At 69.9% G+C, this 13364-nt stretch carries 12 protein-coding genes; 6 read left to right on the forward strand and 6 right to left on the reverse strand.

Annotation, left to right across the window (positions count from 1 at the left end):
* The gene (locus WG212_RS04785) at window positions 1-1230 is read right to left on the reverse strand and encodes an acyltransferase family protein (RefSeq protein ID WP_337185922.1); all 1230 of its coding nucleotides are present in this window, start codon (window positions 1228-1230) and stop codon (window positions 1-3) included.
* Between the two features lie 182 nt (window positions 1231-1412).
* Here WG212_RS04785 and WG212_RS04790 point away from each other — a divergent pair, with 182 nt between their 5' ends.
* Together WG212_RS04790 and WG212_RS04795 are read left to right on the forward strand one after the other, a co-directional pair.
* Window positions 1413-2024, forward strand: a complete 612-nt coding sequence (locus tag WG212_RS04790; protein WP_337185923.1) for a GNAT family protein — start codon at window positions 1413-1415, stop codon at window positions 2022-2024.
* Window positions 2025-2066: 42 nt separating this feature from the next.
* Window positions 2067-3725 (forward strand): bifunctional diguanylate cyclase/phosphodiesterase, encoded by a 1659-nt coding sequence (locus tag WG212_RS04795; RefSeq protein WP_337185924.1) that lies wholly within the window; start codon window positions 2067-2069, stop codon window positions 3723-3725.
* A gap of 151 nt (window positions 3726-3876) precedes the next feature.
* Here WG212_RS04795 and WG212_RS04800 read toward each other — a convergent pair whose 3' ends face one another.
* Window positions 3877-4443, reverse strand: a complete 567-nt coding sequence (locus WG212_RS04800) for a YqgE/AlgH family protein (protein ID WP_337185925.1) — start codon at window positions 4441-4443, stop codon at window positions 3877-3879.
* A 138-nt stretch (window positions 4444-4581) separates the two neighbouring features.
* Here WG212_RS04800 and WG212_RS04805 point away from each other — a divergent pair, with 138 nt between their 5' ends.
* Complete coding sequence (locus WG212_RS04805) at window positions 4582-5064, forward strand: peroxiredoxin (RefSeq protein ID WP_337185926.1); 483 nt, start codon at window positions 4582-4584, stop codon at window positions 5062-5064.
* 109 nt (window positions 5065-5173) lie between these two features.
* On the opposite strand, the gene WG212_RS04810 is transcribed toward WG212_RS04805, so the two are convergent.
* Window positions 5174-5785, reverse strand: coding sequence for a DNA-3-methyladenine glycosylase (locus WG212_RS04810; RefSeq protein WP_337185927.1), 612 nt, complete (start codon window positions 5783-5785; stop codon window positions 5174-5176).
* Window positions 5786-5801: 16 nt separating this feature from the next.
* Between WG212_RS04810 and WG212_RS04815 the strand changes: the two genes are divergently transcribed.
* Entirely contained in the window at window positions 5802-6980 is a 1179-nt protein-coding gene (locus tag WG212_RS04815) for an amidohydrolase family protein (RefSeq protein WP_337185928.1), read from the forward strand.
* A 71-nt stretch (window positions 6981-7051) separates the two neighbouring features.
* Here the strand turns inward: WG212_RS04815 and WG212_RS04820 are convergent, their stop codons facing one another.
* Window positions 7052-8797 carry an acyl-CoA dehydrogenase gene (locus WG212_RS04820; RefSeq protein WP_337185929.1) on the reverse strand — a complete coding sequence of 582 codons (1746 nt, stop codon included), beginning with the start codon at window positions 8795-8797 and terminating at the stop codon, window positions 7052-7054.
* A 131-nt stretch (window positions 8798-8928) separates the two neighbouring features.
* On the opposite strand from WG212_RS04820, the gene WG212_RS04825 reads away from it, so the two are divergent.
* A complete protein-coding gene (locus tag WG212_RS04825) occupies window positions 8929-9855 on the forward strand; it encodes an L-threonylcarbamoyladenylate synthase (protein WP_337185930.1) in 927 nt (308 codons plus the stop codon).
* Between the two features lie 68 nt (window positions 9856-9923).
* On the opposite strand, the gene WG212_RS04830 is transcribed toward WG212_RS04825, so the two are convergent.
* Both WG212_RS04830 and WG212_RS04835 read right to left on the reverse strand, forming a co-directional pair.
* A complete protein-coding gene (locus WG212_RS04830; RefSeq protein WP_337185931.1) occupies window positions 9924-11198 on the reverse strand; it encodes an MFS transporter in 1275 nt (424 codons plus the stop codon).
* A complete protein-coding gene (locus WG212_RS04835) occupies window positions 11128-12450 on the reverse strand; it encodes a tetratricopeptide repeat protein (RefSeq protein WP_337185932.1) in 1323 nt (440 codons plus the stop codon). Before WG212_RS04835 ends, WG212_RS04830 begins: the two co-directional genes overlap by 71 nt.
* A gap of 80 nt (window positions 12451-12530) precedes the next feature.
* Between WG212_RS04835 and WG212_RS04840 the strand changes: the two genes are divergently transcribed.
* Window positions 12531-13355 carry a helix-turn-helix transcriptional regulator gene (locus WG212_RS04840; protein ID WP_337185933.1) on the forward strand — a complete coding sequence of 275 codons (825 nt, stop codon included), beginning with the start codon at window positions 12531-12533 and terminating at the stop codon, window positions 13353-13355.
* Window positions 13356-13364: the final 9 nt, after the last annotated feature.

Consider the following 13364-nt stretch of genomic DNA (forward strand, 5'->3'; position numbering starts at 1 on the left):
TCAGGCCTCCTGCCGGGCCATCCGGCGCGCGCCCGGGCGTGGGGCGCGACGTCCGTTGAGAATCGCGCCGAGCCAAGTGTACCGCACCAGGGTCTGGTAGGTGGCCAGCATGATCGCGAAGGCGACGACCAGGATCAGGACGTACTTCACCGCCCACGGCCAGGGATGGGCCGCCACCACGCCCTGCAGCAGGATCAGCAGCGGCAGGTGGACGATGTAGATCCAGTAGGAGGCGTCGGCGAGGTAGCGCCGCCAGGCGCTGAAGCCGTCGAGGAACCGCAGCGCCAGGCCGATCAGGGCGAAGGTCCAGGCCCACGAGGCGAGGGCGTAGCTGGCGGCGTAGACCGGCCGGTCCACGCCCGGCAGGTCGGTGGCGCCGGTCGGCATGAGCCCCGCCTGCCAGAGCGCCGCGGCGGTCGCGGCCAGGGCGACGGCGAGGTGGAGGGGCCACTGGCCCCGCAGGCGCGCCAGCAGGCCCATCTGCCGCTGCAGCAGCCAGCCGAACGTGAAGGCCACGCCGAAGCCCACGAAGGCCGGCAGGTTGGGGACCAGCGAGTTGTCGGGCGTGGGGATGCCCATCCACATCATCCAGCCACCGTGGGCGTTCAGGGCGAGCGCCAGCGGAGCCGCCAGGACCAGAGGTGCGAGCCCGAAGGTCACGAGCCGGCCGAGGACGCCGTCCAGAAGTCCGCGCAGCTGCCCGGTGGCGTCCAGGCGGGCGACCAGCGCCCGGACCGCCAGGCCGCTCGCATAGAACAGGATCAGGACGTACAGGAACCACAGGTGCGTCAGCGGGAAGGCCGCGAACGGCGGCTCCGGCGGCGGCGGGGGCGTGAACGGGGGCGGGCCACCGTACTGGATCAGCGTGCCGGCGATGGTGGCCGCGACGATGGCGCCGAAGACGAACGGCCAGCCGGCGACCAGGGGAATGCCGATCCGCTTGCCGCGGTCTCGGGCGAAGCCGGCCAGGCCGCGCCGGTGATACATCATCCGGGCGAAGAAGCCGGCGATGACGAAGAAGGCCGTCATGCGGAAGACGTGCAGCACGTAGAAGGTCACGGCCAGGGTCGTGCTGCGCTGGGTGTCCGAGATCAGCCACATCGGCGTCTCGCCGGGCAGGAACGACATCGTCGCGTGGAAGAAGACGCCGAGCACCAGGGCGAAGCCCCGGACCGCGTCCAGGGCGTGAAGCCGATCTGATCCGTCCGACCTGGCCGATTCGTCCGACATGGGGTGTCTCCGGGCAAGGAGGCCGGATGCGGCGCGGGCCCCGTCCGGCAAGTGAGGCGCGACAGGCTTGGGTTCGATCGTCGCCGATCGCCGGTACATGAAATAGTCTATGATGTAAACTAGTCTATCAAAGTGTCGCCAACGTCCTTGACCGCGGCCGCGATTGCGCGACGTTTCCGCGCATGGCCCTGCTGGACTGGATCGCGCCGGAGAGCGGCCTTCGTTTGGAAGGCGAGGGCGTGTGGCTGCGGCCGCCGCGGGCGTCGGATTACGCCGAATGGCGCGACCTGCGCGAGGCCAGCCGCGCGTTCCTCCAGCCCTGGGAGCCGATCTGGCCGGCGGACGACCTTAGCCGGGCGGCGTTCCGGCGCCGACTCCTGGCCTATGCGCGCGACCGGGAGGCGGGCGCGGCCTATCCGTTCTTCGTCTTCCGCGCCTCGGACGACGCCCTGACCGGCGGCATCACCCTGTCGAACGTGCGGCGTGGCGTCGCGCAGATGGGCTCGGTTGGCTACTGGTGCGGCAAGCCCTACGCACGGCAGGGCCAGACCCTGGCGGGGGTGCGGGCGCTATGCGACTTCGCCTTTGGCCCGCTGTCGCTCCACAGGCTGGAAGCCGCCTGCATTCCCGAGAACGCGCCGTCGCGCAGCCTGCTGGCCAAGGCCGGCTTCCGGGAGGAGGGATTTGCGCCAGCTTATCTTAAAATTAACGGCGCCTGGCGAGACCATGTGCTGTTCGGACGCTTGACCCCTCACGTGGGGCGCGAGGGGCCGGACGAAGGGGTGTCGGTCTAGTTCCATCGACGCCTGCGGCACAGGCTCAGTTTTCAGGACGTCATGGCGAACGATCGCTGGATGTGGGACGCCACGGCCACGCTCGAGGCCCTGGGGGCGGCGGAAGTCGCGCTCTGGGTCTGGGAGCCGGAGAAGGACCGTCTGCGCCTCACCGGCGCCACCCGCGCCCTCGGGCTTGGGCCGCTGGCGCCCGACTGTTCGTCGGCGGCGCTCCGTGCGCTCGCCCTGCCGCAGGACCGCGCCCTGGCCGAAGATGTCCTGCGTGTCCAGGAGCCCGGAGGGGAAGTGGCCGCGCGCCTGCGCCTGCGCGGCGGCGTGCCCTGTGTCTGGCGCGGCGTGTGGCTGGAGGAGGGCGTGCGCGCCGCGGGTGTCGTGGCCGCCGAGGTGCGTTTCGCGGCGCCCGGCCTGGACCATCTGACGGGCCTCGCCGACCGCAAGAGCTTCATCAACCTGGCGCGTGAGCGGTTGCAGACGCCTGGACGCCACGAGCTGATCGTCGCCGACCTGGACCGCCTGCGCCGGCTGAACGAGGCGCTGGGCCACGAGCGCGCCGACCTCGTGCTGGCGGCCCTGGGTTCGCGGCTGGCCGCGGCCTATCCGCCGGGCGCCCTGCTGGCGCGGATCGGCGAGGACGAGTTCGCCGCCCTGGCGCCGGCCGAAGGCTCGCCCGGCCCGGAGGCCCTGCGCCGGGCGCTGGAGCAGCCGCTGCGCGTGGCCGGCTTCGACATCCACCCCACCCTGTCCATCGGCGCCGTCGAGGCGCACGGGGGAGAGGACGCGCCCGAGGCGGCCGAGCTGCTGCGCCGGGCCGAGCTGGCGGTCGAGGCGGCCAAGAGCAACGGCCGCGGCGGCGCGGCGGCCTATGGCCGCAGCCTGGAGACCGACGGCCTGTCGCGCCTGGCCCTGGAGGCCGACCTCAAGGGCGCCCTGCGTCGGGGCGAGATGACGCCCTTCTACCAGCCGATCGTGCGGCTCTCGACCGGCGCGCTGTCGGGCTTCGAGGCCCTGGTCCGCTGGCGCCACCCGCGCCGCGGCCTGCTCATGCCCGAGCAGTTCCTGCCGCTCTGCGACGAGATGGGCCTAATGCCCGAGCTGGGCGCCATGATGATGCGCGAGGCCGCCCGGCAGCTCGCGGCGTGGCGCCAGCGCCATCGGGCCGCGGGCGAGCTGACCGTGGCCGTCAACCTCTCCACCGGCGAGATCGACCGTCCGGACCTGGTCTCCGACGTGAAGGCGATCCGCGCCGAGACCGGCCTGCCCGCCGGCGCGCTGAAGCTGGAGGTGACGGAGAGCGACGTGATGCGTGACCCCGACCGGGCGGCGGTCGTCCTGGGCGAGTTGCGGGCCGCCGGCGCCGCCCTGGCGCTGGACGACTTCGGCACCGGGTTCTCGTCGCTCAGCTACCTGACGCGGCTGCCCTTCGACACGCTGAAGGTCGACCGCTACTTCGTGCGTACGATGGCGACCAACGAAGGCTCGGCGAAGATCGTCTCGTCGGTGGTGAAGCTGGGCCAGGACCTGGCGATGGAGGTGGTGGCCGAGGGCGTGGAGAACGCCGGCATGGCGCGGCACCTGCTGTCGCTGGGCTGCGACTACGGCCAGGGCTTCGGCTATGCGCCGGCCCTCTCGGCCCAGGAAGCCGAGGTCTACCTCAACGAGAGCTACGTCGACGGCGCCGCGCCCGTGAAGGCCCGCGGCTGACCTCGCCAGGCCGCGAAGCGGCGCCTCTCGAATTTGAAGGAACCACGGAAGGACACGGAAAACACGGAAGACGAAGCTGCGATTTCCGCGCCTTCCGTGTCTTCTGTGGTTCTCCATGACGGAGCCTCCACTCGCGCGGAGGCTCGGGAGGTCAGGCCCTGCCGCCGGCTTCGGCGTTGAGGAAGGTGGGATCGACGCCCAGCTTGGCCAGGGCCCGCGCCCATTTGGTGTCGTAGTCGTCGTCGAAGACCAGGGCCTCGTCGGCTTCCACGGTGAGCCAGACGTGCTCGCGGATCTCGCGCTCGAGCTGGCCGGCGCCCCAGCCGGCGTAGCCCAGGGCGAGCAGGGCCTTGCGGGGTTGGCGGCCCGGGGCGCCCATGACCTCCAGCACTTCCCGGGTGGTGGTGAGCGCCAGTCCCCCGTCCACGCCCAGGCTGTGCTCGGCACGATAGTCGTCGGTATGCACAACGAAGCCGCGCTCCACCTCGACCGGGCCGCCGAACAGGACGAAGTCGGGGGCGACCGGACCGGCGGATTCGATCTCCAGGCGCTCCAGCAGGTCGGGCACCGTGAGCCCTTCCACGGGCCGGTTCACGGCGACGCCCATGGCGTGCCGGACGTCATGGGCGCAGATGAGAATCACCGAGCGCTCGAACCGGGAATCGCCGATCCCCGGCATGGCGATGAGGAGCTGGCCCGTCAGGAACGCGCTGTCCATAAGGCAGAGATTCAGCGGGATCGTGGCGACTTCAAGGGCGCGCGCGCGGAAACCCCGGAATTGAGGTTACCCATCCCGGCTTTTCGCGTTTATGTGCCGCCCCGGACAGGCAAGACATACCAGCGAGGAGACCCTTCGATGACCATCAAGGTTGGCGACAAGCTGCCCAGCGCGACCCTCACCCAGGCCACCGCCGAAGGGCCGAAGCCGGTCCAGACCGATGAGTTCTTCAAGGGCCGGACCGTGGCCCTGTTCGCCGTGCCGGGCGCCTTCACGCCCACCTGCTCGGCCAAGCACCTGCCGGGCTTCAAGCAGCACGCGCCCGACCTGAAGGGCAAGGGCGTCGACGCGATCGCGTGCCTGTCGGTGAACGACGCCTTCGTCATGAAGGCCTGGGGCGAGGACCAGGCCGTGGGGGAGGACATCGTCATGCTGGCCGACGGCAACGGCGACTTCACCGAAGCCCTCGGCCTGGGCATGGACGGCAGCCGGTTCGGCATGGGCAAGCGCTCGCAGCGCTACTCGATGATCGTCAAGGACGGGATCGTGAAGGAGCTCAACGTCGAGGCGCCGGGCGAGTTCAAGGTCTCGGCCGCCGACTACATGCTGGCGCAGCTCTAGTGTGCTGGATCTGAAGTTCGCCTGATTGTCGGATCGGGCGCGGAGCGAACTCCAGATCCAGAAAGCACGCGGGCTCGCCACAAGCGCTTGCGAACTCGGAATCGGGACACTAGCCGCGCCGGCCCGCGCGGGGAAAAGGCCGGCTCAGGAATGGCGAGCCGGCCTCTCCGAACCGCCAGGGCTTCTCGGCCGCCTTGGTGATTCCGATCCTTGGGCCGGAGACCACGGCGCCCGCGGATCCCTCTCGGAGTTCGAACGGCGGCGCATCCAGCCGCAGGCCGTCGTGCTCTCGGGTGATCGCCAGCGCCTGGCATAGTTTTCCGGGACCCGAGCAGAGGGCGCGGGGATCGTCCCGTTCCCGGCGCGCCCGCATGACGTCCAGGCCATGCCGGGGCTCGATGGCGCGGATCAGCACCGCCGAGCCTTCGCCCGGTGCGCCGGAGACGAAGTTCATGCACCAGTGGACGCCGTACGATCGGTAGACGTAGAGGTGCGCGGCGGGCCCGAACATCACCGCGTTGCGCGGGGTCGGGCCGGGATAGCTGTGCGAGGCGGGGTCTTCCTGGTGATAGGCCTCGGTCTCCACGATGCGGCCGCCCACGCCGCCCACGTAGACCTCCCACCCGATCAGGTCGCGGGCGACCTCCGTCGGATGCCGCGCCCAGAATCCTTGACGCCCGGAATTTGAAGGTTCGGAATGCCGGCCAACGAGAACACTCATCCGGGGAGGATGCGCCATGGCGTATGTCGAAGGCCAGACGGTCCACGACGCCGACAGCCACATCATGGAGCTGCCGGGCACGATCCACCGCTACCTGGACCCCAGGGTCCGCGACGACTTCATCGCCAAGACGGGGAAGAAGGACGTGCTGCCGGAATGGTTCGCCAAGGCCGCCGACCGGCACGAGGACCCCGAGTTCCGCGCTGGGGCCGAGGCCAACATCCTGCTGCGCAAGAACTATGAGGCCCTGGGCGCCTTCCGGGCCGACGACCGCCCGGCGACGCTGGATCACCTGGGTTTCGCCAGTCAGCTGGTCTTCACCACCGCCTGCCTGTCGAACTGGGGCCTGGAGCAGGCGGGCGAGATCGACCTCGCGGTCGAGGCGGCGCGCGCCCACAACCGGATGATGGCCGAGTTCTGCTCGGTGGACCGCCGGCTGCTGGCCACGGGCTATGTCCCGCTGGTGGACCGGGCGCGGGCGCCCGCGATCGCGCGCGAGGCCATCGCCCTGGGCGCCAAGGGGCTGGTCGTGCCCTCGCGCCACCCGCCGGGCTTCTCGCCCAGCCACGTCGAGCTGGACCCGCTGTGGGCGGTGGCCGAGGAGGCCGGCATCCCGATCCTGTTCCACGTGGGCGGCGAGGAGAAGATGGCGCGCGCCTACACCGAGAACGGCCTGCCCCAGGTCAGGGATTTCCACGGCGGCGACGAGAACTTCACCTCGGTCACCTTCATGGCGATCCCGCTCAGCATCTGGCAGACGCTGTCGGTGATGGTGATCGATGGCGTCTTCGACCGGTTCCCCCGGCTGAAGTTCGGGGCCATCGAGCTGGGCGCCTCGTGGTTGCCCAGCCTGATGAAGTTCCTGGATTCCGGTTGCGCCGCGTTCGGCAAGGAGGAGCGGTTGCAACGGCTCTCGGCCCGGCCGTCGGAGATCCTGCGCCGGCAGCTTCGCGTGACGCCCTATCCGCACGAGGACGTGGCCTGGATCATGGCCAATTCGGGCGACGAGATGGTGCTGTTCAGCTCCGATTTCCCGCACGTCGAAGGCGGCCGCAACCCGCTGAAGCGCTTCAACGAGAGCCTCGAAGGCGTCAGCGAGGCGCGCAAGCGGATGTTCTACCGCGACAACTTCATCGACCTGATGGGCCGAGGCCTCGATCCCGCGCTCCACGACCTTCCGGCCCTAGCGGCGTAGGCGTCAGGCGGCGTTCCCGCCGGTCGCAGGGCGCGCGTCGTGACGTCGGCCGCCCGGTCGTCGGCCTCTTGTCAACCGGCCAGCGCGGTCGCCTGGGTGGGTTCGAGGTCGAGCGCGCCGTCGGCGAGGCCGTCGGCGAGGCCCGGGGCCTGGGTCAGCACCTGGCTGGCCCAGAGGCGGGCCAGGGCGCCCTTCGCCGCGAGCCAGGGCTGGTCCTCCGACCCCGCGGCGGCCAGGGCCTGACGGCCCAGGATCCAGCCGCCGGTCACGTCGCCGGCCAGCTTGAGATACGGTGTCGCCGCCGCCTGGGCGGCGATGTTGTCGGCGTCCAGCAGCCAACGGGTGGCGCGTTCCAGCGCCGCGACCCCGGCGCCCAGGCGGACGCCCACGCCTTCCAGCCCGGCGGTGGCCGAGAGCCGGTCGGCCGTGGCGGCCATGTCGGCGCAGAGGGCCTTCATCGCCTCGCCGCCGTTCGCGCGCACCTTGCGGCCGATCAGGTCGAGCGCCTGGATGCCGTTGGTGCCCTCGTAGATCGGGGCGATGCGGGCGTCGCGATAGTGCTGGGCCGCGCCGGTCTCCTCGATGAACCCCATGCCGCCGTGGATCTGGACGCCGGCCGACGCCACGTCGACGCCGACGTCCGTGGACCAGGCCTTGGCGATCGGCGTCAGCAGCTCCTGCCGGGCCTTCGCCGCCGCCCGCTCGGCCGGGTCGTCCGCCAGCCGCGCCACGTCGGACAGGACGCCGGTGGTCAGGCAGATCCCGCGCGCCGCCTCGATCCGGGCCTTCATCAGCATCAGGGTGCGGCGGACGTCGGGGTGGCCGTAGATCGCGCCGTCGCCGGGCAGGGCGGTGCGGCCCTGCCGGCGCTCCTGGCTGAAGGCCAGCGCCTGCTGGAAGGCCCGCTCGGCGATTGCGACGCCCTGGACGCCCACCTGGAGGCGGGCGGCGTTCATCATCACGAACATGTGGGCCAGGCCCTGGCCCAGTTCGCCGACCAGTTCGGCCTCGGCGTCCTCGTAGAGCATGACGCAGGTGGGTGAGCCGTGGATGCCCAGCTTGTGCTCGATGGAGGCGGGCCGGAAGCTGTTGCGCGGCCCCAGAGAGCCGTCGTCCTTCACCTGGAACTTGTTGGCCAGGAACAGGCTGATCCCCTTGATCCCGGGCGGCGCGTCGGGGGTGCGGGCGATGATCAGGTGACAGATGTTGTCGGCGGCGTCGTGGTCGCCCCAGGTGATGAAGATCTTCTGGCCCGAGATCCGGTAGCCCCCCTGGCCGTCGGGCCGGGCGACGGACGTGAGCGCCGCGAGGTCGGAGCCGGCCTGAGGTTCGGTGAGGCACATGGCGCCGGTCCATTCGCCGGACACCAGCTTCGGCAGCACCAGCTCCTTCTGCCGCGGGGTCCCGTGCAGGGTCAGGGCCTCGATGGCGCCCTGGGTCAGCATCGGGCAGAGGCCGAAGGCCATGTTGGCGGCGTGGACCATCTCGAAGACGGCCAGCTCCATGGCCTTCGAGAGGCCCTGGCCCCCGTGCGCGGGATCGGCCGAGAGCGAGTTCCAGCCCTGCTCGACGAAGCGCCGGTAGGCGTCGGCGAAGCCGGGGGCGGCGGTGACCGTCCCGTTCTCGTAGCGCGCGCCCACGAGGTCGCCCTGGCGGTTCAGCGGCGCCAGCTCGTTGTCGGCGAAGGCGGCGGCGGCGTCGAGGACAGCCTGGACGGTGTCGCCGTCGAGGTCCGGATAGTGGCGCGCCAGCAGGTCAGGATGGCCCACGGTGGAGAGGGCGAAGGCCAAGTCTCGGACGGGGGCGCGGAACGTCATGGCGGGCTCTTCTCTCCGGGCGTGCTGGGCCGCTTCTAGTGGGTGGCGCGGCGCTTCGGAAGTCGCCGGAGCGACAAAGCGGGCGCAGTTCGCGCGGGACAGTCCGGCTGCGCCGGTGTAACGGCGCGCCCGTGAACGATGCGCCGACAGATCGGGTGGAGGCGGCCGCGCGCGCGCTGCGCGACGGCGGGCTCGTGCTGATGCCGACCGAGACCGTCTACGGCCTGGCGGCCGACGCGGCGAACCCGAATGCGGTGGCGGCCGTGTACGCGGCCAAGGGCCGGCCCAGCTTCAACCCCCTGATCGCCCATGTGGCGGACGTCGGCATGGCGCGGCGGGTCGCCCGGTTCGACGCCCGCGCCGAGGCCCTGGCGGCGCGGTTCTGGCCGGGGCCGCTGACGCTGGTGCTGCCCGTCGCCGATCTGCTGGCCGTCTGCGACCTGGCCCGCGCGGGGCTGGACACGGTGGCCGTCCGCGCGCCGGCGCACCCGCTGGCGCACGCCCTGATCGCGGCCTTTGGCGGACCGGTGGTGGCGCCCTCGGCCAACCGCTCGGGCCGGCCCAGTCCCACGGTCCTGGCCGATGCGTGTGAGGAGACCGGCCCGGCCGCCGCGGCGGCGCTGGACGGCGGCCCCTGCGCCGTGGGCCTGGAATCCACGGTGGTCGGCCTGCTGGACGCGCCGCGGCTGCTGCGCCCGGGCGCGGTGACCCGCGCCGAGATCGAGGCCGTGATCGGGCCGCTGGCCGAGGCCGAGGCCGACGCCAGGCGCTCCCCGGGCCGCTTGGCCCGTCACTACGCCCCCAACGCGCCGGTGCGGCTGGACGCGGCGCGCCCGCGGCCCGGCGAGGCCTGGCTGTCGTTCGGCCCGGGCGGCGCCGGCCCCTGGAACCTCAGCCCCTCGGGCGACCTCGCCGAAGCCGCCGCCAACCTCTTCGCCTACCTCCGCGCGGCCGACCGGACGGCGCCGTCGGGCATCGCCGTCGCGCCGATCCCCCACGAGGGCCTGGGGGAGGCCATCAACGACCGGCTGAAGCGGGCGGCGGGGTTCGTGGGGTAGGCGTATCGAGTCCGCTTCGTGCCTAGAGTGGAGGGTCGGTGTCCGACCCTTCGCGGATCCTCTGGAGGTCAGCTGACGGCGACAGCGCGGATCGCTCTCGAACCAATCAATAGGGCGACAGCCGCTAACGCCAGCGGCGCGAAGGAGACCCACAGCACGGCGTTCCAGCCGTAGGCGTTCAGGATACTCCCGGATGCAAAGGAGCCGACCGCCATGGTGCCGAACACGATAAAGTCGTTCGCCGCCTGAACGCGGGTCTTCTCCTCCGGCTGGTGACAGTCGAGCACCATGGCTGACGCGCCGACGAAGCCGAAGTTCCATCCGATGCCTAGCAAGATCAATGTGAGCCAGAAATGAGCCACATCGATCCCGCCAAGGCCTATGGCCGCTGAAAGCCCGGTGAGCGCCATCCCGACCGCGACAACTCGGGGCGCACCGAAACGCTCGATGATCCGACCCGTGACGAAGCTCGGGGCGTACATGGCGATGACGTGCCATTGGAGGCCAAGGTTGGAGGTCTCCTGAGAGTGCCCGCAGAGGCGCATCGCCAGCGGCGCAGCAGTCATCAGGAAGTTCATCAGCATGTAGGAGGCCGCCCCGCAGAGGACGGCCGAAATGAATAGCGGCTGCCGCATGATCTTGGAGACCGGCCGGCCTTCCCCGGCTCTCTCGGCGAGCGTGGGCATCGGGAGTTGAACACCCAACAGAACGAACGCCGAAAGGACCGCCACCACCGCCTGGGCGATGAATGTGGCCGCGAAGGCGTAGGGCGGCCAAAGGTCCATCGTGGCGGTGACGAGTTGGGGACCCACGACGCCGGCCAAGACCCCTCCGGCCATCACGATGGACAGCGCTCGCGGCCGCCTTTCGGGCTCGACGCAGTCGGCCGCGGCGAACCGGAAGGAAAGGACCACGGCGGCATAGGCCCCGCCGAAGAAGGTCGCGGCGCAGAAGAGCCAGAACGAGCCCACGATGACCGCGACGCTCGCCAGCAGTCCCGTGAGAACCCCGCACGCCGACCCCGCCAGAAAAGCTGCCCGCCGCCCGAGCTTCCGCGCGACCCAGCCAGTGGGCATGATGCAGGCGGCCATCCCGATCACGAAGATCGAGATCGGCAATGTGGCGAGCGCCTTGTCTGGCGCGAGCGTGTTTCCGATGATGGCGCCGGTCGCATAGACGACGACGGAGTTGGCCCCCGCAAGAGCCTGGGCGATGGTCAAGCGAGCGATGTTGCCGCGCTCGCGGCGTCGGGCTTCGGACATCGATAGCCCCTTAGTCCGCCTGCGGGAGTTGCGATTTCCAACGGGCGTCGCGAGGTGATGGACGCCGATGAAGTCGCTCATCGAGCAGCGCCTTGGCCTTGGCGGCCTCGCCGCTACGCATCAGCGCGACGAGCAGCGTGTCTTCGATGACCTCCCGCTGTGCGCCGCTTCCGCCGATACGCGCCACGTCGGCTGCGAAAGGCTCCAGAATGCTGACGCAGCGTGCGTAGTCGCCTTCGGCAAAGGCGAGGCTTGCGCGCCCGATTGCCGGGACGACATCTCCCGCCCCGAGCGCTCCACTGGCCGCCATGGTTTCCAGCACCGCAACCCGCTCGCTCAAGTCGGCATGAGCCCCGGTCGCGGCCTCGATCATCGCCATGTGGGCGTCGACAAACGCATGGCCGGGCCTTGGGAACGCAGTTCGGGCGTACTCCGCGATCTCTTGCCAGCGACCTTCAGGTGCGCCGTGGCCGTAGGCATCCATTCGCCAGAGCAGCGAGGCGGCGTCGCTCACGATGTTGATCGGCATGCCCTGGGACACCGAGGGATGCACGTGGTCGAGATAGGTTTGGAACGCCTCGTTTGGATCGCCTCGCTCCAAAGCGACCAGCGCGGCATGCCATGCGATGTGTCCGTGGAGGATGCCGCTGCGGTCATAGTCCGGAAGCCATCCGGTGATTAGCTTCTCGGCATCACCACCAGCGCCGCCCTCGAACATTGCGTGTGTCAGCGCGTGAACGGTGTTGGCGCTCTGCCGGCGAAGCTCGAAGGCCTTCTCCAGCATCGCCCGTCCACGAGACACCGAACCGTCTTCGGCGAGCGCCCACCCATAGGCGGTGAGGAACCACCAGTCGTCGTCGCCGAAGTGCGAGGCGTGCTTTTCGCAGAGATCGACGCGAGCCTGATCATGATCCCGCATGCCGGAGAAAGCGAAGAGACCGAACGCGCCTAGAGGCAGCGACAGAATGAGGGCGTCGCGCGGCCACTGCTCCGCATGAGCCAGAGCCTTCGCAAGGCTTTCCTTGGTGCGCCCGGCCATGAGTAGCGCAAGAGTGTCCACGTGGCTCCGCTCGCGTTCGTCGCCGCGCTGAGCCACCAGCCTGATGGCCTTTTCCATGAACTCGCGAGCCTTGCCCGGCTCGCTCGCCATCGCGTAGTGCCGGGCGCGGGCTGCACAGGGAAGTGCAAACTCAGGATCGGCTTCGATGGCGGCGTCGAGAGCCTCGGCTCCACCTGGCCAAGCTGCGAAGGTCAGGGCCATCCCCTCGCGGTACCGGTCGGCCGCATGATCGATGTCGGTCGATATCGGCATTCCGTGACGATCGGTGTTCATGGAGACCTATGGTGCGAGGGGGTGTCTGCGATCCTCAACCTAGCCTAATGATCGATGTCCTGATTTCGACTAGAGGACAGATGATGTCGAACATCAGCCAATCACCGTTGGCATGGTTGGAGCTTGAAACCCCCGCTGATGCGCCACCCCCGTCGCCGCTGACGGTTCGAGCGCAGACCCTGCCGGCGCGGAGCTTCTTCCCTCACCACGCGCATGCCTGGGGCCAGGTCGTATATGCGATCTCAGGGGTTCTGACGGTCGCCACGGATCGCCGGTCATTCGTCATTTCCCCGGAGCAGGCCGTATGGCTGCCGCCTGCCACCAATCACAAGGTAGGGTCGCTTCACGGGGCTGAGTTTCGCAGTCTGTGGGTCGCGCTGGACGCGGCAAACGCGCTGAGCCGTCATCCGAGCGTATTCCGAGTTTCGCCGCTGTTACGCGCATTGATCATGGAAGCCGCAGACCTCCCCGAAGGCTCGGCGGTTGGGGGCTATCGCAGCCGCGTTACGCGATTGATCTTCGACCAACTGGAGCGCGCAGAGCCGATCTCCACTGCGCTCCCGTGGCCCGTCAGCGAGCCGCTTAGCCGGCTCTGCGAGGCGCTATACGCCGATCCGAGTGACGATCGATCAGCCGACAGGTGGAGCCGAACGCTTGGGATGTCACCCAGAACATTGACCCGTCGCTTCGAAGCCGAAGTTGGAATGGGCCTTCGATCCTGGCGGCGGCGGGTCAGGCTCTTCAAGGCCGTGGAGTTGTTGAGCGGCGGGATGGACGTAACTCGGACTGCAATGGAGCTTGGGTATGGGTCGCCGTCCGCCTTCACCTACGCCTTTCGGACTGTGATGGGTCAGAGCCCCCAAGCCTACATGCGTGTGACGGGCTCCGCCGCGAAAGTCAGCTAGCCACCCGCT

The organism is Phenylobacterium sp., from assembly GCF_037189685.1.
In the GTDB taxonomy this organism is placed as follows: domain Bacteria; phylum Pseudomonadota; class Alphaproteobacteria; order Caulobacterales; family Caulobacteraceae; genus Phenylobacterium.

Excerpts from the sequence above, each read along its gene's own strand:
- WG212_RS04800 (WP_337185925.1), bottom strand. The coding sequence starts at position 4,443 with ATGGACAGCGCGTTCCTGACGGGCCAGCTCCTCATCGCCATGCCGGGG.
- WG212_RS04830 (WP_337185931.1), bottom strand. The coding sequence starts at position 11,198 with ATGAGCGACTTCATCGGCGTCCATCACCTCGCGACGCCCGTTGGAAAT.
- WG212_RS04785 (WP_337185922.1), bottom strand. The coding sequence starts at position 1,230 with ATGTCGGACGAATCGGCCAGGTCGGACGGATCAGATCGGCTTCACGCC.
- WG212_RS04790 (WP_337185923.1), top strand. The coding sequence starts at position 1,413 with ATGGCCCTGCTGGACTGGATCGCGCCGGAGAGCGGCCTTCGTTTGGAA.
- WG212_RS04810 (WP_337185927.1), bottom strand. The coding sequence starts at position 5,785 with ATGAGTGTTCTCGTTGGCCGGCATTCCGAACCTTCAAATTCCGGGCGT.
- WG212_RS04805 (WP_337185926.1), top strand. The coding sequence starts at position 4,582 with ATGACCATCAAGGTTGGCGACAAGCTGCCCAGCGCGACCCTCACCCAG.
- WG212_RS04835 (WP_337185932.1), bottom strand. The coding sequence starts at position 12,450 with ATGAACACCGATCGTCACGGAATGCCGATATCGACCGACATCGATCAT.
- WG212_RS04795 (WP_337185924.1), top strand. The coding sequence starts at position 2,067 with ATGGCGAACGATCGCTGGATGTGGGACGCCACGGCCACGCTCGAGGCC.
- WG212_RS04840 (WP_337185933.1), top strand. The coding sequence starts at position 12,531 with ATGATGTCGAACATCAGCCAATCACCGTTGGCATGGTTGGAGCTTGAA.
- WG212_RS04815 (WP_337185928.1), top strand. The coding sequence starts at position 5,802 with ATGGCGTATGTCGAAGGCCAGACGGTCCACGACGCCGACAGCCACATC.
- WG212_RS04820 (WP_337185929.1), bottom strand. The coding sequence starts at position 8,797 with ATGACGTTCCGCGCCCCCGTCCGAGACTTGGCCTTCGCCCTCTCCACC.